At 56.6% G+C, this 19,460-nt stretch carries 18 protein-coding genes; 7 read left to right on the top strand and 11 right to left on the bottom strand.

Features of this window, described 5'->3' with window-relative positions:
• Window positions 1-148 precede the first annotated feature (148 nt).
• The 11 genes from VNX88_14320 to VNX88_14270 form a co-directional block, all read right to left on the bottom strand.
• On the bottom strand, window positions 149-574 hold the full coding sequence (locus VNX88_14320) for a hypothetical protein (GenBank protein ID HWY69842.1): 426 nt from the start codon (window positions 572-574) through the stop codon (window positions 149-151).
• Between the two features lie 240 nt (window positions 575-814).
• On the bottom strand, window positions 815-1,477 hold the full coding sequence (gene phoU / locus VNX88_14315; GenBank protein HWY69841.1) for a phosphate signaling complex protein PhoU: 663 nt from the start codon (window positions 1,475-1,477) through the stop codon (window positions 815-817).
• Window positions 1,474-2,235: a phosphate ABC transporter ATP-binding protein PstB gene (gene pstB, locus VNX88_14310; GenBank protein HWY69840.1), complete on the bottom strand. Its 762-nt coding sequence runs from the start codon at window positions 2,233-2,235 to the stop codon at window positions 1,474-1,476. Before pstB ends, phoU begins: the two co-directional genes overlap by 4 nt.
• Window positions 2,235-3,098, bottom strand: coding sequence for a phosphate ABC transporter permease PstA (gene pstA, locus VNX88_14305; GenBank protein ID HWY69839.1), 864 nt, complete (start codon window positions 3,096-3,098; stop codon window positions 2,235-2,237). Before pstA ends, pstB begins: the two co-directional genes overlap by 1 nt.
• Window positions 3,091-4,110 carry a phosphate ABC transporter permease subunit PstC gene (pstC, locus tag VNX88_14300; protein HWY69838.1) on the bottom strand — a complete coding sequence of 340 codons (1,020 nt, stop codon included), beginning with the start codon at window positions 4,108-4,110 and terminating at the stop codon, window positions 3,091-3,093. Before pstC ends, pstA begins: the two co-directional genes overlap by 8 nt.
• 650 nt (window positions 4,111-4,760) lie before the next feature.
• A complete protein-coding gene (locus tag VNX88_14295; GenBank protein ID HWY69837.1) occupies window positions 4,761-6,620 on the bottom strand; it encodes a hypothetical protein in 1,860 nt (619 codons plus the stop codon).
• 822 nt (window positions 6,621-7,442) lie between these two features.
• Window positions 7,443-8,432, bottom strand: coding sequence for a hypothetical protein (locus tag VNX88_14290; GenBank protein ID HWY69836.1), 990 nt, complete (start codon window positions 8,430-8,432; stop codon window positions 7,443-7,445).
• 165 nt (window positions 8,433-8,597) lie between these two features.
• Complete coding sequence (gene purN, locus VNX88_14285; protein ID HWY69835.1) at window positions 8,598-9,242, bottom strand: phosphoribosylglycinamide formyltransferase; 645 nt, start codon at window positions 9,240-9,242, stop codon at window positions 8,598-8,600.
• 193 nt (window positions 9,243-9,435) lie between these two features.
• Complete coding sequence (purM, locus tag VNX88_14280) at window positions 9,436-10,494, bottom strand: phosphoribosylformylglycinamidine cyclo-ligase (GenBank protein HWY69834.1); 1,059 nt, start codon at window positions 10,492-10,494, stop codon at window positions 9,436-9,438.
• Between the two features lie 49 nt (window positions 10,495-10,543).
• Window positions 10,544-11,281 (bottom strand): signal peptidase I, encoded by a 738-nt coding sequence (gene lepB, locus VNX88_14275; protein HWY69833.1) that lies wholly within the window; start codon window positions 11,279-11,281, stop codon window positions 10,544-10,546.
• Between the two features lie 409 nt (window positions 11,282-11,690).
• Entirely contained in the window at window positions 11,691-12,137 is a 447-nt protein-coding gene (locus VNX88_14270) for a PilZ domain-containing protein (protein ID HWY69832.1), read from the bottom strand.
• 328 nt (window positions 12,138-12,465) lie between these two features.
• Here VNX88_14270 and argR point away from each other — a divergent pair, with 328 nt between their 5' ends.
• The 7 genes from argR to argH form a co-directional block, all read left to right on the top strand.
• Window positions 12,466-12,906, top strand: a complete 441-nt coding sequence (gene argR / locus VNX88_14265; protein HWY69831.1) for an arginine repressor — start codon at window positions 12,466-12,468, stop codon at window positions 12,904-12,906.
• Complete coding sequence (gene argC, locus VNX88_14260; GenBank protein ID HWY69830.1) at window positions 12,906-13,943, top strand: N-acetyl-gamma-glutamyl-phosphate reductase; 1,038 nt, start codon at window positions 12,906-12,908, stop codon at window positions 13,941-13,943. Before argR ends, argC begins: the two co-directional genes overlap by 1 nt.
• On the top strand, window positions 13,940-14,728 hold the full coding sequence (gene argB, locus VNX88_14255; GenBank protein HWY69829.1) for an acetylglutamate kinase: 789 nt from the start codon (window positions 13,940-13,942) through the stop codon (window positions 14,726-14,728). The genes argC and argB overlap by 4 nt, the downstream gene beginning before the upstream one ends.
• A complete protein-coding gene (locus tag VNX88_14250; protein ID HWY69828.1) occupies window positions 14,725-16,002 on the top strand; it encodes an aspartate aminotransferase family protein in 1,278 nt (425 codons plus the stop codon). Before argB ends, VNX88_14250 begins: the two co-directional genes overlap by 4 nt.
• Window positions 15,999-17,024: an ornithine carbamoyltransferase gene (argF, locus tag VNX88_14245; GenBank protein HWY69827.1), complete on the top strand. Its 1,026-nt coding sequence runs from the start codon at window positions 15,999-16,001 to the stop codon at window positions 17,022-17,024. Before VNX88_14250 ends, argF begins: the two co-directional genes overlap by 4 nt.
• A complete protein-coding gene (locus VNX88_14240; protein HWY69826.1) occupies window positions 17,017-18,240 on the top strand; it encodes an argininosuccinate synthase in 1,224 nt (407 codons plus the stop codon). Before argF ends, VNX88_14240 begins: the two co-directional genes overlap by 8 nt.
• A gap of 2 nt (window positions 18,241-18,242) precedes the next feature.
• The coding region (gene argH / locus VNX88_14235) for an argininosuccinate lyase (GenBank protein HWY69825.1) at window positions 18,243-19,460 on the top strand (1,218 nt) is incomplete at its 3' end.

Below are 19,460 nucleotides of genomic sequence, written 5' to 3'. Positions count from 1 at the left end.
GTGGCCACCATGAATGTAAACCGCGAGAAACTCAGGAGCAACCAGCAGTGATTCTGGCTTAAGTAGATGCGAGGAAAGTACGTTATCCCAAGAGAAATCTGTTGAAGGGTCGAGATTAGGGCCTTAACTGGAATCAGCTTGGCGTGGCTCAGGCTGCGTCAGCCCGAGTGCCCTGAAGTATCTTATCTCCGCGTAGATCTCGCTCAAGTTGGCCGTTGGCCAGGGCATCCATGGTACCGGAGAGTCTACGGTGCATCTCCTCACTGCGCGAAAGTACTGATTCCAGCTGCTTCAAGAGAATTTCTGCCCGGCTTATCAGCTCCTGCATCTCGGCAGCTGCAGTGCCGACGGTGGCGAGCGGCTCGACACCTGAGGACATCGCTTGCCTCACAGGACGGCTATCCAGCCACTGATCCAATTCAGTGGAGAAGGCCAGTACTGCGCTGTGATCCCTTCCTGATGGCCGATGCACGGGAAGACCCAGATGCGCTTCCCAGCGCTGGACAGTACGTACTCCTCGCCCAACATAATTTGCGATTTCCTTCCACGAATTCAGGATCTTACGTTCGGCCATGTCGTCACTTCCTCTCGCAGCCACTTTGGTGAGGTCCCAAGGTTCTAGAAGAACCTTCTACTTACCTTCTCACAGCATCCATGTTTTCGCGCAGTTTCGTCAACTGGTGCGATCAGGCGCTAGTTTCTGCGATTATTCGGTTAACTATATGAAACAAGATAGGTTATTAGGGAAACTGGCACATCTGGACGCACCCCTATATAACTCCGTTATTAAGGATAACGGAATGGAAGGACCGGACTAGCTAACGCCGTGATGGCGAACGTCGGCGCCACGGACCCAAAAGATGACATCTTCCGCGATGTTCGTGGCATGATCGGCAACACGCTCAAGGTTGCGGGCTATGATGAGAGCGTCGAGCGCCTGTCGCGTCAACGTTGGGTTGTCTCGCATCACGTGGGTGAGCGCCTCGAAAGCTTCGCGATTGATTGCGTCCACAACGTCATCACGCTCGAGTACCTGCTGAGCTAGTTCGGCATTCTCCTCGATAAAGGCCTGCAAGGATTGATGGACCATTGCCGCGGCGATCGAGGCCATCCGGGGAATATCTACGGGAAGGTCGGCGACCGGGAACTTGGATAAGTCAAGGACGCGCTCAGCGATGTTTACCGCTTGATCACCGACACGTTCCAAATCAGCATTAATCTTGATTACGGCAAATAGAAATCTCAGGTCGATGGCCATGGGCTGTTGCATGGCCAGAAGATCGACCGCAATTTCGTCGATCTCGCGCTCCGAGGCGTTAATGGCCTTTTCGTCTTCCAGGACCTTCTTGCACAGTTCGACATCGCGAGTCGCATAAGCGTGAATGGCACGGTCAACGGCCTGCTCCGCCATACCGCCCATGATCAGCAGACGCTGTTTTAGTTCATCAAGTCCCTGGTGGAAACGAGTACGCGTCATCCAAACCTGCCCGTAATATAGTCCTCCGTGCGCTTCTCGGTCGGAGTGGTGAAGATTTTTTCCGTTTTATCGAACTCTATCAGCTTTCCCAAAAGAAAAAACGCGGTAAATTCCGCTACGCGCGCTGCTTGCTGCATGTTGTGAGTCACGATGACTACGGTGTAGTTCTCTTTCAGTTCGAAGATCAAGTCTTCAATTTTCGAAGTCGAGATCGGGTCGAGCGCCGAAGCCGGTTCGTCCATCAGAAGAACATCGGGCTCAACGGCAAGTGCGCGCGCAATGCAAAGCCGCTGCTGCTGTCCGCCGGAAAGGCTGGCCCCGGATTTCTTCTTCAGGTCGTCTTTCACTTCGTCCCAGAGCGCGGAACTGCGCAGAGAGTTTTCGACAATCTCGTCCAGTTTTTTGCGGTTGTGGAATCCGTTCAGCTTCAGCCCAGCCGCGACGTTGTCGTAGATGCTCATGCTAGGAAACGGATTCGGCTTCTGAAACACCATGCCGATGCGCCGACGAACATCTACTGGCGCTACTCCTTCGCCATAGACATCCATGTCCTTGACTTGCACTTTGCCCTCGGCGCGGGCGTCGGGATTGGTTTCGTGCATTCGATTCAAACAGCGAACAAAAGTGGACTTGCCGCAGCCTGACGGCCCGATGATGGCGGTGGCATGGTTCGGAAGGATGTCCATGTTGATGCTATGGAGCGCTTGATGTTTTCCAAACCAGGCGTTCAGATTTTCGACCTTGATGCCGACGCCCATTAGTGAGCACCCCCCGCAAATCCGCGACTGGCCACCCAGCGAACGGAGGCGCTGGTTGCAACGATGAGCACGATCAGCACTAGTGCACCTGCCCAGGCGAGACGATGCCATTCGTCGTATGGAGAAAGTGCGTACGTGTAGATCTGTAAGGGCAGAGCCGCGATAGGTTGAGTGAGCTTTGTGCTCCAGAATTGATTGCCTAGTACTGTGAATATAAGAGGAGCGGTTTCGCCACTAACACGCGCGAACGCTAGCATTACACCGGTTATGACTCCAGACATCGCCGTGCGCAGCGTGATCGACATCGCCGTGCGCCATTGCGGGATTCCCAAGCCGAGCGCAGCTTCGCGAATGTTACTGGGCACGAGGCGCAACATCTCTTCAGTGGAGCGGGTAATCGTCGGGATCATCATAATCCCGAGCGCTACACCGCCAGCGAAAGCGGAGAAGTGGTGGTGCAAAACCAACATGGCATAAACAGCCATGCCGATCACGATCGATGGCACGCCATTTAGAACGTCGGCGGTGAACCTGACAAGTCTGCCGAATTGTCCTCGTGAATACTCCGATAGGTAGATTCCCGATCCGACACCAAGTGGCACTCCGATGGTACTTCCAACCAGAAGAATGACGAGAGATCCAACAATCGCATTGGCCATTCCGCCCCCGGGTTCACCTGGACCACCGGCGGGAATGTGCGTAAAGAAGTCCAGATTGAGAGACCCGATGCCGCGAATCACCAAGTAGATAAAGATCGCTGCCAAGGGCAGCATGACCAAAAGGACGCAAGCCACCGCAAGTGTGGTTGCAAACTTGTCCGCAAGCCGCCGATGCCACTGGATCCTTGGCGTCGCTTCAGGCACTGGCCCTCCGTGGAGTGCCACGCGTGACGCTCCAGACCAGGAGCTGCGCAAAGATGTTCACGATGATGGTCACAAAGAACAGGGCAAGTCCGATCTCGATGAGCGCGCTCACATACAAATCGTCAGTCGCCTCGCTGAATTCATTCGCGATCACGCTCGCCATGGTGTAAGCCGGAGCAAAGAGTGATTTAGAAATCTCCGGACGATTGCCAATCACCATGGTGACAGCCATCGTTTCGCCTAGGGCGCGCCCCAGCCCAAGAATGATTGCACCGGCAATGCCAGCTCGCGCGTTGCGCAGCACGCCAACCCTAATCATCTCCCAGCGCGTGGCTCCAAGCGCGAGAGCCGCCTCCCGCTGCTGGTGAGGGACCGCTGTCAGCACCTCGCGAGTGATTGAGGAGATGATGGGCACAATCATGATCGCGAGAATAATGCCGGCGGTTAACATGCCGCCCCCGTACATCGGACCCGTGAAGAGCCCAGTCCAGCCGAGCGTCTTCGCCAGTATTGGTCCAACATATTTTCTGAGCAGTGGAAGGAGCACGAAGATTGCCCACATTCCATAGATCACCGAAGGTATGGCCGCCAGTAGCTCCGTCAGATATGACAGGATTCCACGCAGCGAGCGAGGACACATCTCGGTGATAAAAATCGCGACGCCAAGACTCAAGGGCACGGCAATGACCAAGGCCACTAGTGATGAGACCAGCGTTCCGTAGATGAAGGGTAAAGCCCCAAAACTTCCGTTTACCGGGTCCCAATCGCTGCCAGTGAAGAACTTCCAGCCAAACTGATGGAGGGACAGGCTCGATCCCTTGATGAGTTCCATCAGGATGAACGCGACGATGGCTAGAACACATGCGGCGCACAACCAAACCAACCCCTGAAAACTTGTGTCCGCCATTCGGCTTGTCTTGCTACTACGGCGCGGCACCACGCGCAGGTGTTCGCCTACCGCTCCAGGATTTGCGGCGGACCCCATAGGTTGTTGCGGCTGGGTCACGGACATTCAGCCTACGCTAGCAAAGCTGCGTGAATGCTGTATTAAAAGACAGTAGATCTTCAAATGGCGCTGTTTATCGGCAAATTTTCGAGAAAATCAGTAGTTCAGTTTGATCGCGAACTGGAATACTCGCGGGTCTGACGCGTACTGGTAATGGTACCGAAGGCTGACGTTCCGAGGGTTCCGCCGGCTGCTCGAAGGCTGGCGTATTCGTGAGATTGAATACTTCCGGGCGGAATTCGGCATCCAGACGCTCTCCAATGCGGGTGTGTTTGCTGAAAGATAAATCCCCATCGCGATAGGCTGGACCGCGGACTGGGTTACGCGAGCTGTTTCCGAGCGTGAACTGAGGAGCTACTTGAAATGCCGCGGTATGAAAAAATGCTGCGGCGTCCGCTGCGACGAATCTAAGTTCGGAACTGCGAGTACGTTCGGCCGTTGGACTCCATATCCGGCGAAGGAATTTTCCGGGTCTTCGATTGGGCTTCAACCGGGGAATCTGCGAGTGGCAACAACGCCCTCGCCTATGTTGACTTTGGGCAGCGCCACAGCCGAGGGCGGCTGTGCCACAAAGCTGCCGCTTCAATATGTGTGCGAGAAAAAAGCCGGTGGGTTGCGAGCCCACCGGCAATGGAGGTGTTGCGCTTTGGACAGTCTTACGGCAGGTAATAGCGGAGTGCAGTAAAGAACATATTGAGATTCGCGGTCGGCGATCCGCCGGTTCCGCGCCACGTCTGCTTATTCAAGTACGAGTACTGGAAGCTCTGGCGGAAGCGGCCCTTTGGCCCGCGGTAGAAGTCGTACCAATATCCGACGGATAACTCCTGGACGTCGCGAGTGTCCGGGCTGCAGTTGGCGGGATTGGTTGTGCTGCTTGCTGGTGTGTTGATGGCGCCGCCTACGGCTATTGTTGCTACGTTGCAGCCCGTGGTTGCGGCAGTGAAGCGCCCATAGCCCTGGCTCCCGGCAGCGTTGTATAGCTGGCGCTCGTCATAATCTCCCCCATAGTAGCCATAGACTTCCAACTTCGGCGTGGCGTGCAGCTCCAGACCAGCCAGAGCGGACCCGCCACGGATTGGTGCGAGCGTTCCGTCGGCTCTTGTGGTCACATCGGCAAGAGTGTCGTCGCCATAGCGGCCCACTCCGTCTCCGCCAAGGATATGGAAGCCAAGATCAAGCTTCTTGGGGACGATAGCGAATCGAGAGTTAAAGCCGAGTCCGCCGGCAATCGTGGTGTAGTTGAACGCGCCGACCCCGCTGGCGGCAGTTCCCTGGTTGGCCGCGGTAGCGTTGGGATACACGCGATCACGGAATCCGCGCAGGATGCCGAATACTTCGTAGTGTCCGAATCCTGGCTCGAATGCGGCCTTAATGATGAAGTCAGGCAGATAGTTGTAGCTGTAATTTTGTTGAGCAGTGTTGCCGCCGTTGTTATAGAGACCGCCGGTGTTTCCAGCCTGCTGGTAGATAAATGTACCGGCCCCTGCGCCACCCAGGTTCAGCGTCTGCGCCTCTTCCACCGCACCGCCGAGGAAGAACTTTCTTTTCGTGCCGAAGCTCTTGGTCACTCGGAACCCAAACTGACGCGCCCAGGTGAAGCCCGAGGTATATTGCGGGTCGATAGTCTGCGGCAATACTTCGGTCCGGTTGGCGAGTCCACTGCGGGTCTCAGTTGCCAGGGACCACATCTGGCCGCCGGTGATGGTCCAGCCGCTGGCCGATTCAGCCTGCGCGAATGCCTGGCGTTGGCGGAAGGTGTAGCTGTTGCTCTGGTTGTCGTTCGAGGTCACGCCCGCCGATAGGAAATCACCTTCGTAGTAACCGCGTCCAGTCCAGTTCCCAATCTTTCCTTCAGCAAGTATCGCCAAACGTGATTGCCGTCCGCTGAGATTGAGTTCACTGATATTCGCGTTTGGAGCGCCATTAAATGGACCGCCGGTGAGCTGCGTATTGATGTCCGCACCCATGCCCTTGTCGCGCCACACGGAAGCCGCTTCAAGGAAGCTTCCGGTGAAGCTGATACCGATTCCCTTGAAGCGAATCGCGGCTGGATTTCCGAACTCGTCATTTACCCGCTTTTGCTCGCTCTGGATCGTCTCCGTCAGATTCTGATCGTTCGCTTTCAACGCGCTGACCGTATCGCTAAGAGTCGCAACCTGCGTCTTTGAATCGCCAATCGTAGAAGCAGCCTCTGACGCTCTTGCGGACGCCTCTGCAGCTTTGGCATTCGCGTCATTCGCGGCCTGGTGGGCTAGCTGAACCTGCTGATCGCGGGCGGCAAGCTGGGTCTGCAATTGACGAATCTGTTGCTGCTGCGTGGTGAGCATATCGCGCAGCTCGCGCAACTGCTCGGCGGTCGTATCCGCAGCGGCTGCGGGTTTCGCCGCGCGGCGAGTTGTCGTTTTCCTGGTCTTCGATTGAGTGCTGGCAGTGCTCTGAGTTGTACTTGCGCTCTGTGCTACCAGCATGCCGCTCGAAAGCAGGCACACTAACGAACTTCGAAGCAACGCTTTCATTCCTTCTCCTTCGCCAAAAAAATGTGAGTCTGTGGATGATTCGCTTCACCGCGATGCAAAAGACTGCTGGCGAGACTTCGGTGTCAGCTCGCCTGAATTTTGAGCGAGTTCCATAGATATTGGGGGAGTATGAATGCGCAGTTACAGAGAAGTGAAAAGCTAGTGAATCGGGGTTCCGAACTTCAGGAGTCTGCGTCATTACTACTCCGTTTGTTTGAAAAAATAAAAAGCCCATCAGCGGTGGATGGGCTTTGAAGACTCATCGGGAACTGCTACGAAAGTCTAGGAATGCACCTCCACACACGAGCGCACGCTGATCACAAACAACACGTGCTCGCGATGGGCAGGTCAAACATAAGGCCACTAAGCTACTGGACAGACGTTTTGCATGTCAATCAAAGAAGGACAGATGACTCATGCAGACAGATCTTTTCGGAATTGGGACGAAGCGCAAGCGGTCAAGGCCAACTCGAACCGCTAGGCGGACATGCTAGATGGGCGCGGCTGAGGCGCTCCTTTGGCAATTGTAAGTTTGGCATTCAGCCCCGTCCGCCGAGCGAGTCCTCGCTAAACGCGAGCACGGCGCCGCGCGGTGATCCAGCGGGTCGGTGAACCGGGAAGCCAAACCCGGACCTCGTAACGTTGGATCGTACGCACTCCACGACCGGTGTAGGCGGAGATTTCTTTCCAGGAGTGTAGTACCCGGCGATTTGGGAGTAAGTGGTGGCGGCCATTGGAGAGCCAGGACGGGCTTGTGGCTGGGTCGCAAGTTAAGGAACAAGGCCAGACCCGAGGTGAATCTGGCCTTATTTGTGCTCGCTCTTACCGAGGGTTCTCGTCACCTTTGGCCATGGTCTTTGCCGTTTCGGCTTGTTCATTATTGTTGCCGTTCGTCTTGGACGAAGCTTCCGCCGCAACCTTCGCCGGCTCAGACTCAGCCTTGATCTTTACCGAGGCCAGAATCTTCTCCAGCCTGGCAAAGTCGTCCTTTTTCTGGACCTGCGTGCTCTTTGCATCTGAGCTGACTACAATGTTCTCGCCTTCCGCCTTCTTCTCGCCAGATTTCACCGCCAGGGTGAACTCGTAGCAAGAGCTGATCTCCCCAGATCCGGGCACGAAGCGATGGTAGTACTTCGCATTTCCCTGATCGGTTTGGCGGTTTAGTTCAGAGTATTCGAACCCGTGCAAGCTCACTCTGGAGATGGACATCGCATCTGCCTTCTCCGCAGTCGAATTGTCCAATTTTGACGCTGACTCGCCCGCGAACTTTCCGCACTGCTCCGCGGTCAGACCGTTGTGGACGCTTACCGCGAAGAACTCGCTGGAACCCTTTTGCTCCTTTGTGTTGCTGGGGAGCTCAAGCATGGTCACCGTCGTTCCGCCCTGCTGCACAAAGTTCATCGGTAGCCACTCAATTCCGATGGCTTCGAGTTCCGCCCGCTGTCCGGTTTTCAGAGAAGACTTGCGTGGATAAGCGAGGGAGAAGCCGGAATCGGCGTCAGTGTAGAGAAGCGTGCGAGGCAGCTTCCGCACTGGACCTTGTACCGACTTCTTCTTCGCCGTCTCCGGCTGGCTTACTGGGACTGGTGCCACACTGGGAACCGCGGCGACCGGCGCGGTCGCGACAATTTGATTGGAAGAATTTTGCGCGTTCTGGGCTACGGGTTTCGATTTGGAACACCCAATAGTTCCCGCTGCGAGTTCCAGGACCAGCAAAGCAGCGAACACTTTCGTTGCCGCCTTGCCACTCGGAGCCACCCTGATTGCGGCGCGCTCCATTGACTTTGAGATAGAGCTCTTGAACTTTTTCACCTGATCACCTCCGCTGCTTGCGCAGTCATCCACGGAAGGGCAGATCAGTATCCATTTCCAAGCTCGCTGATTTCAGAGGGAGTTAGCGGAAGCGCGAAGCGGAGGATGCGTATTCAGGACAACACAGTGTGTGGAATGGGACACGAAGGACGGCGGCACTAAACTTCACACGGCTTTCTCCGTGTCTCCATGCCTCCGTGGTGAGACAGGTTTGCTCAAGTACCGCCGCCCAACAATCTCGTAGTCCCCGCTGAGCACCATGCGGATGGCTTCGCTGTATGCAATGTGTTCCTGTTCCAAAATGCGCTCTGCCAGGCTGTGCTCGTCGTCATCGGGCGACACTGCAACTGAGCGCTGCGTGACAATGACCCCGTGGTCGAGGTTTTCATCGACGAAGTGCACAGTACACCCGCTGATCTGCGCGCCGTATTCGAGCGCCTGGCGTTGTGCGTCGAGTCCAGGAAACGCCGGCAGTAACGAAGGGTGGATGTTCAGTACGCGATTGGGAAATGCTTCGAGAAATACCGGCGAGATCAGGCGCATGTATCCCGCCAGGCAAACAACATCAACCTTGTGCTCGCGCAGGCAAGCGACCACGGCAGCATCGTGCTCCGCGCGTGGGAGTCCCTTGCTCTGGATTACGTGTGCGTTAAGCCCGCGTTGCTCGGCTGCTTGCAGTCCGGGTGCATAAGGCTTATTTGAGATAACGACTGCGATCTCCGCGCCGGGAATTTTTCCCGCTGCTATGTTGTCGGCTATGGCGATGAAGTTAGAACCGCGTCCGGAGAGAAGAATGCCGAGTCGTTTCATTTCAGGATTTTTCACCACGGAGACACGGAGGCACCGAGAAAGGCAAAAAAGAGCCTCAACGAGTTTCGAGTCTCAGCTTTCAACGCAAAAACAACGGACCTTGCACGATCAAACCTCGCCGAGGCGAGACTTAGGACTTGAAGCCCTCTTCAGCTTTTCTCCGTGTCTCAGTGTCTCCGTGGTGAAAAGTGCTTCAAGAGTAGATAACTTTGCGATCGCCCTTAACGATGCGCCCAATCGTATAACCCTTTTCGTTAATGCGATCCAGAATGCTCTGCACTCGTTTGAACTTCTTCGGCGGTACCACCAGGATCATGCCGATTCCCATATTGAACGTGCGCATCATCTCTTCCTGATCCACGTTGCCCAGCTTCTGCAGATGTTGGAAGACGGGTAGTACTGGCCACGATCCGAGTTGAATGTTCGCCGCCGTACCTTTGGGTAATACGCGGGGCAGATTCTCTGTGATTCCACCGCCAGTGATGTGAGCCATAGCCATAACAGCCTCGGCCTCAATCAAACGGCGCAGGATAGGCCAGTAGCTCTTGTGCGTGCGCATTAGCTCGTTGCCGGCCTTGTTTTTGATCTCGCTGACGAACGTTTCCGTCGTATAGCGCGCTATTTCGAAGAAGAGTTTGCGGGCTAGAGAGTATCCGTTGGTGTGAAGTCCGTTCGACGGAAGGCCAACGATCACGTCACCGATCTCCACTCGCTCGCCGGTGATAATGCGATCGCGTTCAACGACGCCAACGATGAAGCCGGCGATGTCATACTCCCCGTCGGAGTAGAAGCCGGGCATCTCTGCCGTCTCGCCACCGATCAGAGCGCATCCATTCTGCTTGCACGCATCTGCCAGGCCCGATACGACCTTCTCCGTCACCTCGGGATCAACTTTTCCGCTGGCGAAATAGTCGAGAAAAAAGAGCGGCGCGGCTCCTTGTACGGCGATGTCGTTCACGCAGTGGTTCACGAGATCGCCGCCCACGGTATGGTGCAGGTTCATCTCAAAGGCGACCTTGAGCTTAGTGCCGACCCCGTCTGCGCTCGAAACCAACACGGGATCCCGGTATTTCTGGCCGAGCGAGAACAATCCACCAAAGCTGCCGATGTCGCTGAGAACGCTGCGATTGAAGGTTTTTTGCGCGAGATATTTAATGCGCTGCTTGGCACGGTCGGCGCGGCTGATATCTACGCCGGCCTGAGAGTAGGTAGCGGGTCGGCGATTCGTCTTCTGGGCTGTCGATTGGGCCAAGCAGTCGGGTCCTTCAGGTGGTTTGCGAGGACGGGAAACGAAAAGTGTATCACTTGAGGCAGAGGAGCATGCCCGTCCGGCGCCAGCGAACTTGTGTTACATGACTCAACGCCGACGCATAAAGCTGCACTTGATGCAGCCAATTCGGATCAAGCCACTCGGAACTGGGCGCATCGTAAGACCAGAAAATCATGAGCGGCTCGCCGACAACACTTGCCACCTGGATCGGTCCCCAATAGCGGCTGTCCTCGGAGTTATCGCGATTGTCGCCGAGTACAAACAGCGATCCGGCCGGAACACGATACGGTCCGATGTTTTCCTGCCACGTCCAGCGTCGGTTGGGACGCACACGCGCGTAAGTCTCTCGCGATCGGATGCCATTTACGTAGAGCACGCCACCATGAAGGGCAACAACATCTCCAGCTCCGGCGATCACGCGCTTGAGATAAATCTCTCCCGGTTCTACCGGACTACGAAAGGCGACGATTTCACCCGGCTGGGGAGTTCGCAACTGGGGCAATCGGAGCTGTGTGAACGGCACATGCGGACCATAGGGCAGTTTGAGCATCAGCAGATGATCTCCGACCAGAACCGTCCCTTCCATCGACGCCGTCGGCACCATTCCCAAGTCGAGCACAAATGAGAAGGTGAGAAGGAGCGCAACGGTGATCCAGAAAAGCGGCTTAGGAACGCGCGCGATCCACCGGCGGCGTTTCGATCCAGTGTCAGCCGGAGGCGAAACCGGGCCCGCCGATCGCAAGTCCAAAGCTACAGATGTGGCGCTCAAAGAAAGCTCCGGGGAGATCGCTCAATTGTGAGCTGCGCAACTGGAGCTTGGAATAAGGAGTTGCACTTACTTCCGTGACAGAGGATCAATTGCAGCAGTTACAAAAGTGAGCGTCCGGCTAGGGAGAATGCGAAGAATCGACTATCGAAATCCAGAAACAGGCAAAACAACAGGGGAATTTTCGAATTCGATCTCGAAATCATCGAATCTTGCCCGAAATTCACAAATTTCGTTCAAAACCCAGGAATTAACAGGGAATTCTGTGGATTTCTACGCAAGCGATTATCTGCAAAGCACTTCGTATCGTTTTCGCGCGGATTCAGAAAAATAATAGGGAAAGATCAGGGATGCTCTGTTCGCTACGACGACGTTCTCCCCACAGCCTGTGGAACTCTGCTACGAAGTTTGTCTACTTCGAAGGAGGCGTGCGTCGCTCGCGCCGCCGTCTGTCCTGTCCTCCGCGAGCCACAATCCGTCGCTCGCTCGTCCGGCGGTCGGTGATGCGGCGGTCGACCTCGGGCCAGGTAAGTTCCGGCATGGCCTGGATGCGATCTACAGTGGCAGCAACGCCATAGCGTCCCTGCGATCTTTCATCTTCGACACGGTTTACGGTCGCGCGGCAGCAGACCCACTTTGCCGCCTCACCTGTGATTTCTTTGGGCAGGATCATCACGATATCGACCTCGCTGCCTTCGCTCACCTTCGTCGAACACTCCAGGAATATGCCAGACTGGCTTAGGTTCAGCGCCTCTGCCGAAATGTTGTCCTCACCTGCGTGTACTTTGGCAGGAACCTTCATCTCCTTCCGCGGTGAAGTTCGCTTTTCCTGCCCTGTTTCCTGTCCCGGTGCGGCCATGGCGTGGATCTCCTGTTTTTGAAGGTGGTTGAGAGCCCTCTCCGGTCCCAGTGATCAGCTGAGAAATTGTTCACTGGCTTCCGATCTATTCAAGGAGAAGCTTAGTGAAGCGACACCCAACTCCCTCCGCATTAAACAAATCGCAACAAATGAGTTTTGCTGGAGCTGCCGCAGGATACGCCAGTTTCCTGCCGAAGTACACACAAGTTAAAGCTGACCCGGGACTTAACGGAACCTTGCTGGGCACCAAAGAGGGCAAAAATTTGCCGAAACTATTTGACACAACAGGAGTAGAATATTTATACATAGTGATGCATATTAATGCATCATGTCCAAGCTCACGAGGCAACAGTTGATTTTGCAACTGATTGAAAACGGAAAGGTCGCAAGCCAGGAGGAGCTGAGGCGCGCTCTTGCGCGCCAGGGGCAGCAGGTCACCCAAGCTACCCTCTCGCGCGACATCCACGAGCTTGGAATTATCAAGACCGGCACCGGCTATTCCCTTACCGCGCAGGCAGCAGGTGAGGCAGGGCTTCCCTCCGCTGAGCGACTGGTTCGGGAGTTTGTGCTGGGCGTCCACGAGGCCCAGAACCAGCTTGTGGTCAAGACCAGTGTCGGCAGCGCCCAGCCCGTTGCGGCAGCGCTCGACGCTGAAGGCTGGGAGGAGATGCTGGGAAGCATCGCCGGCGACGACACCATCCTGATTATTTGCGAAGACAAACAACACGCGCAGCGTCTGGCGAACCGCATAAGGGAGATGCTTGCTTAGTGAGCGCGCAACTCCAGACCGCGGTCGTTGGCGCGACCGGTTATGCCGGATTTGAACTCGCGCGCATTCTCGGACGGCATCCTCGCCTAGCGAAACCTTTACTTTTATCTCGCGAGTCCGGAAACTCCGCCGACCTGACTGAGTACTACCCGCACGTGCTTGGGAACGGCCAACTGCGCGTGCATCCGTTCGACTGGCAGAAGCTGAGCGACAGCCAAGTCGATCTGCTCTTCCTCGCCACTCCGCACGAGACCTCGCGTGAGTGGGCTCCTGAGGCCCTCAAGCGCGGCATGCGCGTCGTTGACCTCAGCGGTGCGTGGCGATTGAAGCAGGAATCTCATCTCGCGATTTACCGCTTTCATGATGCTGATCCGGCAGTGGCTAGCACGACTGCCGGTAAGGCCGTGTACGGACTGCCCGAACTCCGCTCGCAGCAAATCTCTGGATCGACGCTTGTCGCGAATCCGGGCTGCTATGCGACCTCGGTCATCGTCGCACTGGCTCCGCTGGTTGCTGCGGGGGTTGTCAATCGCAGCGCAGGGATCGTTTGCGATTCCAAATCGGGAGTTTCGGGTGCGGGCAAGCAGCCTACGGCTACGACTCACTTTGTGGAAGTAGCCGATAATCTCTCGGCGTATGGCGTCTTCACACACCGGCATCTCGGAGAAATCCTTGAGCAGCTCAATCTGCAGGACGACGAGCTGACGTTTACGCCGCATCTGCTTCCCATTCCGCGTGGAATTCTTTCGACGACCTACGTGCGGCTTGAACAGGCGATGACTCCCGCGGAAATCGAGTCGATTTACGCCACGTTCTACGTGGGAAAACCTTGGGTTCGCCTCTTTGGCACCAAGCTACCGCAGATTCGCTATTCGCTGCACACCAACTATTGCGATGTGGGATTCAACCTGAGCCCCGATGGCAAGCGCTTGGTCATAGTCTCGTGCCTCGACAACCTCATGAAAGGCGCTGCCGGCCAAGCGGTGCAGAACATGAACGTGATGTTCGGTTTCGATGAAAAGGACGGCCTGAATTGAAAGTTGTAGTCAAGATCGGCGGCGCGGCGCTCGACAACAAGGAACTCGTGCACAAGTGTGCGCGTGCCATTGTGGAACTCGCCGACGGCGAGCATCACCAGGTAGCGGTCGTGCATGGCGGCGGTATTGAGCTTACGCGCACGTTGCATCAGTTGGGCAAGGAAAGCAATTTCGTAAACGGTCTGCGCGTTACCGACTCGGAAACGCGGGACGTTGCTCTCATGGTTCTGGCCGGCAAGGTGAATAAGGCTCTTGTCGCCGAAATCGGCGCGCTGGGTAAGGCTGCCATCGGCATTTGCGGCGCCGATGGTCTAAGCTTTCGCGCGCGCAAGAAGAAGACGAATGGTACTGATCTCGGCTATGTCGGTGAAATCTGCTCGGCCGATCCGCGCTGGATCGAATCGATCTGGAACGCAGGCGGGATTCCCGTCATTTCCAGCGTTGCTCTCGGCACCGACGGCGAGTACTACAACGTGAATGCCGATCAGACCGCCGCTGCGTGTGCAGTGGCCTGCCGCGCGCATGCGCTCATCTTCCTTACCGATGTTGCCGGTGTGAAGAGCGCTGACGGATCGGTGATTCGCTGGCTGCAGATGAAGCAGATCGAAGACCTCGTGAAAACTTCCGTCGTGCGTGGCGGCATGCTTCCCAAATTGGAAGCGTGCCAGGAGGCGCTGCGCCGCGGAGTAGGTCGCGTACGCATTCTTCCGGCGAGCGAAGTCGCGCTGCTTCCGGACTTCTATACCTGCAAGATCGACTGTGGCACCGAGGTGATGGTGGCATGAAACTGGCCGAAGCAAAACAGAAGGAAGGGCAGCTTCTGTTGCCTACCTACGATCGAGTTCCGCTGTTGCTCGAGAGCGGCAAGGACGTCTATCTCTATGATGCCGACGGCCGCAAGTATCTCGACTTCATCACTGGCATCGGCGTGAATGCGCTGGGATACGGCGATCGCGCGGTGCTGAAGACGATCGCGAAGCAGTCGGCCCGCCTGATTCACTCGTCGAACCTCTTCTACCACGAGTTCACCGCGCCTCTCGCTGAGCGGTTGACGCGGATCTCCGGCCTCGATCGGGTATTCCTCTCGAACAGCGGCACCGAGGCTTGGGAGGGAGCGCTCAAAATTGCTCGCGCCTACGCAAAGAAGAAAGCACCCACCGGATCGGAGCCTAAGTGGCGGGTGTTGGCGATGGAGAATTCTTTCCACGGCCGCACCTATGGATCGCTCTCGACCACAGGTCAGGCAAAATATCGCGATCCGTATGCACCGGTTCTTCCCGGCATCGAGTTTGTCACATTCAATGACGTCGAGGATCTGAAACAGAAGTTCAACGACAGCGTCTGCGCGGTTGCGATTGAGACGGTGCAAGGCGAGGGTGGCATCCAGCTCGTATCCAGCGAATTTCTGGAGACCGCGCGAGCGCTGACTGCAGGTAGCGGTGCTCTGCTCCTGATCGACGAGATTCAAAGTGGGCTCGGGAGAACCGGAAAGTGGTTCGCTTATCAGCACTACGACATCAAGCCGGACGTGGTCACCATCGCGAAGCCGATCGCTGGCGGCTTGCCTCTTGGCGCGCTGCTGACCACGAATGAAGCGGCCAGCGCTCTTAAGCCAGGCATGCACGGCACTACCTTCGGTGGTGGTCCGCTGGCATGTGCCGTTGCTTGCACAGTGATCGATCAAATCGAGAAGAGGAAGCTAATCAAGTCCAATCGCGAGTTGGGCAAGTACTTCGTCAAGAAGCTCGAAGCGCTCAAGAAAAAGCACAAATCGATTCGCGAAGTGCGCGGTCTGGGCTTGATGGTCGCGGCCGAACTCACTTCCGCTGATTTGGCCAAAGCAGTAGTTCCGGCAATGTTGGAGCGCGGGGTGATCATCAATCGCACCCACGAAACTACGCTGCGCTTTCTACCGGCATACACGATCGCGAAGAAGCACATTGATGAAGTAGTGAAGTCGTTGGAGGCAACACTCAAGCAGCTCGAGAAGCACTACATCCAGAAAGAAGCGCCAGTGTCCCCGGAAGGTGAACTGGTTGCGCAAGGGAGCACACATTGAGCACACGACCCGTAACTCAGATCCCGGTAAGCCCGATGCCAGAGATGCAATCGTGGTGTGAGGACCTGATTTCCATCAGCGATCTCGGTCCGTCAGGAATTAGCTCCGTACTTGATTTGGCGGCCCTCATGAAAGCGCGTCCCGTGGACTTTCGCGGAGCTCTCGCGGGTAAGCAAGTAGTGATGTTCTTTGAAAAGCCCTCGCTGCGCACAAGGCTCACGTTTGAAGCTGGCATCACCAGCCTGGGCGGACACGCGTTCTTTGTCGATCAGACAGCCTCGCGCATCGACGCGCGCGAAAAGCTCAGCGACATCGCTCATAACCTCGAGCGCTGGGTCGATGGCTTGGTGCTGCGCACGTTTGCTCACTCGACTGTCACCGGAATGGCCGAGCACGCGAGCATCCCTGTGATCAATGCGCTCAGCGAACTCGAACATCCCTGCCAGGCGCTGGCTGACTACCTCACGCTTCAGGAAAAATTCGGCGACCTGCGCAACGTGACGCTCGCTTACGTTGGCGATGGCAACAATGTGGCGCATTCCCTGATGCTGGCGGCTGCATGTCTGGGGAGCACGATCCGCGTTGCTACTCCCGAGGGCTATAGCCCGAAGGCGGAGATCGTGAAACAAGCGAAGAAAATTGCTTCGACAACCGGGGCAACGATCCAGCTTCTCACCGACGTTCAAAGAGCTGTCAACGGCGCCGACGCGATCTACACCGACGTTTGGGCGAGCATGGGCCAGGAAAATGAAGCGGCATCCCGCAAACAGATCTTCGGCGGGTACCAGGTGAACGACAAGCTCTTTACCCACGCCGCGCCGGACGCGATCTTTATGCATTGCCTGCCCGCGCATCGCGGAGAAGAAGTCACGGATGCCGTAATCGACTCACCGCGTTCGGTAGTCTTCGACCAGGCCGAGAACCGGCTGCATGTCCAGAAGGCCATCATGCTGATGTTGCTCGGCGGAAATGCACCGCGTATTTCCGCCGGCCAGAAGAAACCAAGGAGAGTTCATGCCTGAGAAAGTTGTACTTGCTTATTCCGGAGGACTCGATACCTCCATCATCATTCCGTGGCTTAAGGAAAACTATGCCTATGACGTGATCGCCATGGTTGCGGACGTAGGACAGAGTGAAGACCTTGATGCCGTCGTCGCCAAGGCTTATAAGACCGGCGCTTCGAAAGTCGTCGTACGCGACATGCGCGAGGAGTTCCTCACCGATTACGTCTTCCCGGCCATCGCGGCCGGAGCGGTTTACGAGCACAAATATCTTCTGGGCACGTCACTCGCTCGTCCGGTGATTGCCAAGCATCAGGTAGAAGTTGCGCTCGAAGAAAACGCTACTGCCGTTGCACACGGATGCACGGGTAAGGGCAACGATCAGGTGCGCTTCGAGCATGCGTATCAAGCGCTCGCTCCGCAGTTGAAGGTGATCGCGCCCTGGCGCGAGTGGGACCTGAAATCGCGTGAGGACTGCCTCGCTTACGCCGAGAGCCGCGGAATTCCCGTCGCAGCGAGCCGCGAGAAGATCCATAGCCGCGACCGCAACCTGCTGCATATCAGCCATGAAGGCGGCGAACTCGAAGATCCAGCCAACGCTCCTTTGGAGACGACATGGCAGTGGACTAACTCTCCGCAGACCGCGCCCGACAAAGCAGAGCAGGTAGAGATCGGATTCGCCCATGGTGTGCCCGTTTCCATAAACGGGAAGAGCCTCGCTCCTGTTGCGCTGCTTGAAAAGCTGAACGACATCGCCGCGCGCAACGGTGTGGGTCGTGTCGATCTGGTCGAGAACCGTTTCGTCGGCATCAAGTCACGCGGCTGCTATGAGACTCCGGGCGGCACGCTCATCCTCACTGCTCATCGCGAACTCGAAGCGTTGTGCCTCGATCGCGATTTGATGCACTTCAAGCAGCAGCTCGCGCTGAAATATGCGGAGCTCGTCTATTTCGGACTTTGGTTCACGCCGTTGCGCGAATCGCTCGATGCATTCGTAAGCAGCACGCAGAAAGAAGTCACAGGCACTGTGGGATTGAGCCTCTACAAAGGCAATGTCTCTGTTACTGGCCGCAAGTCGGAGTACTCGCTCTATCGGACTGATCTGTCGTCTTTCACCATGGGCGAAAGCTACGACCAGAAGGACGCTGCCGGCTTTATCCGCATTCTTGGGCTGCCTGCGCGTTCACGAGCCATCCTGCGCAAAGCTACTCCTGAAGAGGAGGTTGTGTCGGCGTGAAGATGTGGTCGGGCCGGTTCCGCCGGCCGCTGAATCCGGAATTCGAGCAGTGGCAGCGGTCGTTTCCCTTTGACAAGCGACTTCTGCCGCAGGAGATCGCGGCCAGCGGTGCGCACGCTCGTGCGCTTGCTGGCGTCGGCGTTCTTTCTCCGACCGAACTGAAGTCGCTGCTCGACGCGCTTGCGCATGTAAAGCATGCCGTGGAGAGCGATCCGCGATTTCTCGAAGATAGCGAAGCGGAGGATGTTCACCACTTCCTCGAACGCCGGCTGGTCGAACTCGCAGGTGACGTTGGCCTGAAGCTGCATGCTGGACGTAGCCGCAATGAGCAGATTGCTACCGATCTGCGCCTGTTCGTGCGTGACGCGATCGATCAGCTTGGCCTCAAGCTTGTCGAGTTTGTGGATGTAGTTACCGAGAAAGCCAAGGCAGCCGGAAAATCGGCGATGCCGGCGCACACGCATCTGCAAGCCGCAGAGCCTGTGCTGGTCGCGCACTGGCTGCTCACATATTCGGAGATGCTGTTGCGCGATCACTCACGCCTACAAGACTGCCGCGCACGGCTGAATTTCTGTCCTTTGGGATCTGGAGCAGTTGCAGGAGCGACGCTCCCGTTGGATCGGCAAGCTATGGCCGCGGAACTCGGGTTCACTGCTCCCACAGCCAACAGCATCGACGCGACTAGCGATCGTGACTTTGCGATTGAGTTCGTACAGGCAGCTTCGTTGCTCGGCATTCACCTGAGCCGCTGGGCGGAAGAGATGATTCTCTTCTCCACACGTGAATTCGGATTCGTGCGCTTGCCCGAAACTTACTCGACGGGCAGCAGTGCGATGCCGCAGAAAATGAATCCCGATGCCTTGGAGCTGATCCGTGGCAAATCGGGAAGGCTTGCCGGAGCAGCGACCTCTTTGTTGATGACCGCAAAGGGTCTGCCGCTTGCCTACAACAAAGATTTGCAGGAGACGCAGGAGCCGGTGTTCGAGACGGCTGATACATCTTTGCAGTGCGTACAGACTGCGATCGGCTTCTTGCGCGACTGCGAGTTCGACTTCGCTCGCATGGGCGCTGCTGCCGAGTGTGGGTTTATGAACGCCATGGCCGCTGCTACCTATCTTGCTGCGAAGGGAGTTCCTTTCCGCACGGCCCACGAGTGTATCGGTAAGGCCGTAAGTGCTTGCCTCGATCGAGGCTGCGAACTGGCTGATTTAAGTTTGGAG

This window comes from Terriglobales bacterium, from assembly GCA_035567895.1.
In the GTDB taxonomy this organism is placed as follows: domain Bacteria; phylum Acidobacteriota; class Terriglobia; order Terriglobales; family Acidobacteriaceae; genus Gp1-AA112.
This window is presented reverse-complemented; position numbering and strand designations above follow the sequence as displayed.

Excerpts from the sequence above, each read along its gene's own strand:
- VNX88_14270 (HWY69832.1), bottom strand. The coding sequence starts at position 12,137 with ATGGCCGCACCGGGACAGGAAACAGGGCAGGAAAAGCGAACTTCACCG.
- pstB (HWY69840.1), bottom strand. The coding sequence starts at position 2,235 with ATGGGCGTCGGCATCAAGGTCGAAAATCTGAACGCCTGGTTTGGAAAA.
- VNX88_14240 (HWY69826.1), top strand. The coding sequence starts at position 17,017 with ATGCCTGAGAAAGTTGTACTTGCTTATTCCGGAGGACTCGATACCTCC.
- purN (HWY69835.1), bottom strand. The coding sequence starts at position 9,242 with ATGAAACGACTCGGCATTCTTCTCTCCGGACGCGGTTCTAACTTCATC.
- VNX88_14295 (HWY69837.1), bottom strand. The coding sequence starts at position 6,620 with ATGAAAGCGTTGCTTCGAAGTTCGTTAGTGTGCCTGCTTTCGAGCGGC.
- pstC (HWY69838.1), bottom strand. The coding sequence starts at position 4,110 with ATGTCCGTGACCCAGCCGCAACAACCTATGGGGTCCGCCGCAAATCCT.
- argR (HWY69831.1), top strand. The coding sequence starts at position 12,466 with ATGTCCAAGCTCACGAGGCAACAGTTGATTTTGCAACTGATTGAAAAC.
- VNX88_14250 (HWY69828.1), top strand. The coding sequence starts at position 14,725 with ATGAAACTGGCCGAAGCAAAACAGAAGGAAGGGCAGCTTCTGTTGCCT.
- VNX88_14320 (HWY69842.1), bottom strand. The coding sequence starts at position 574 with ATGGCCGAACGTAAGATCCTGAATTCGTGGAAGGAAATCGCAAATTAT.
- phoU (HWY69841.1), bottom strand. The coding sequence starts at position 1,477 with ATGACGCGTACTCGTTTCCACCAGGGACTTGATGAACTAAAACAGCGT.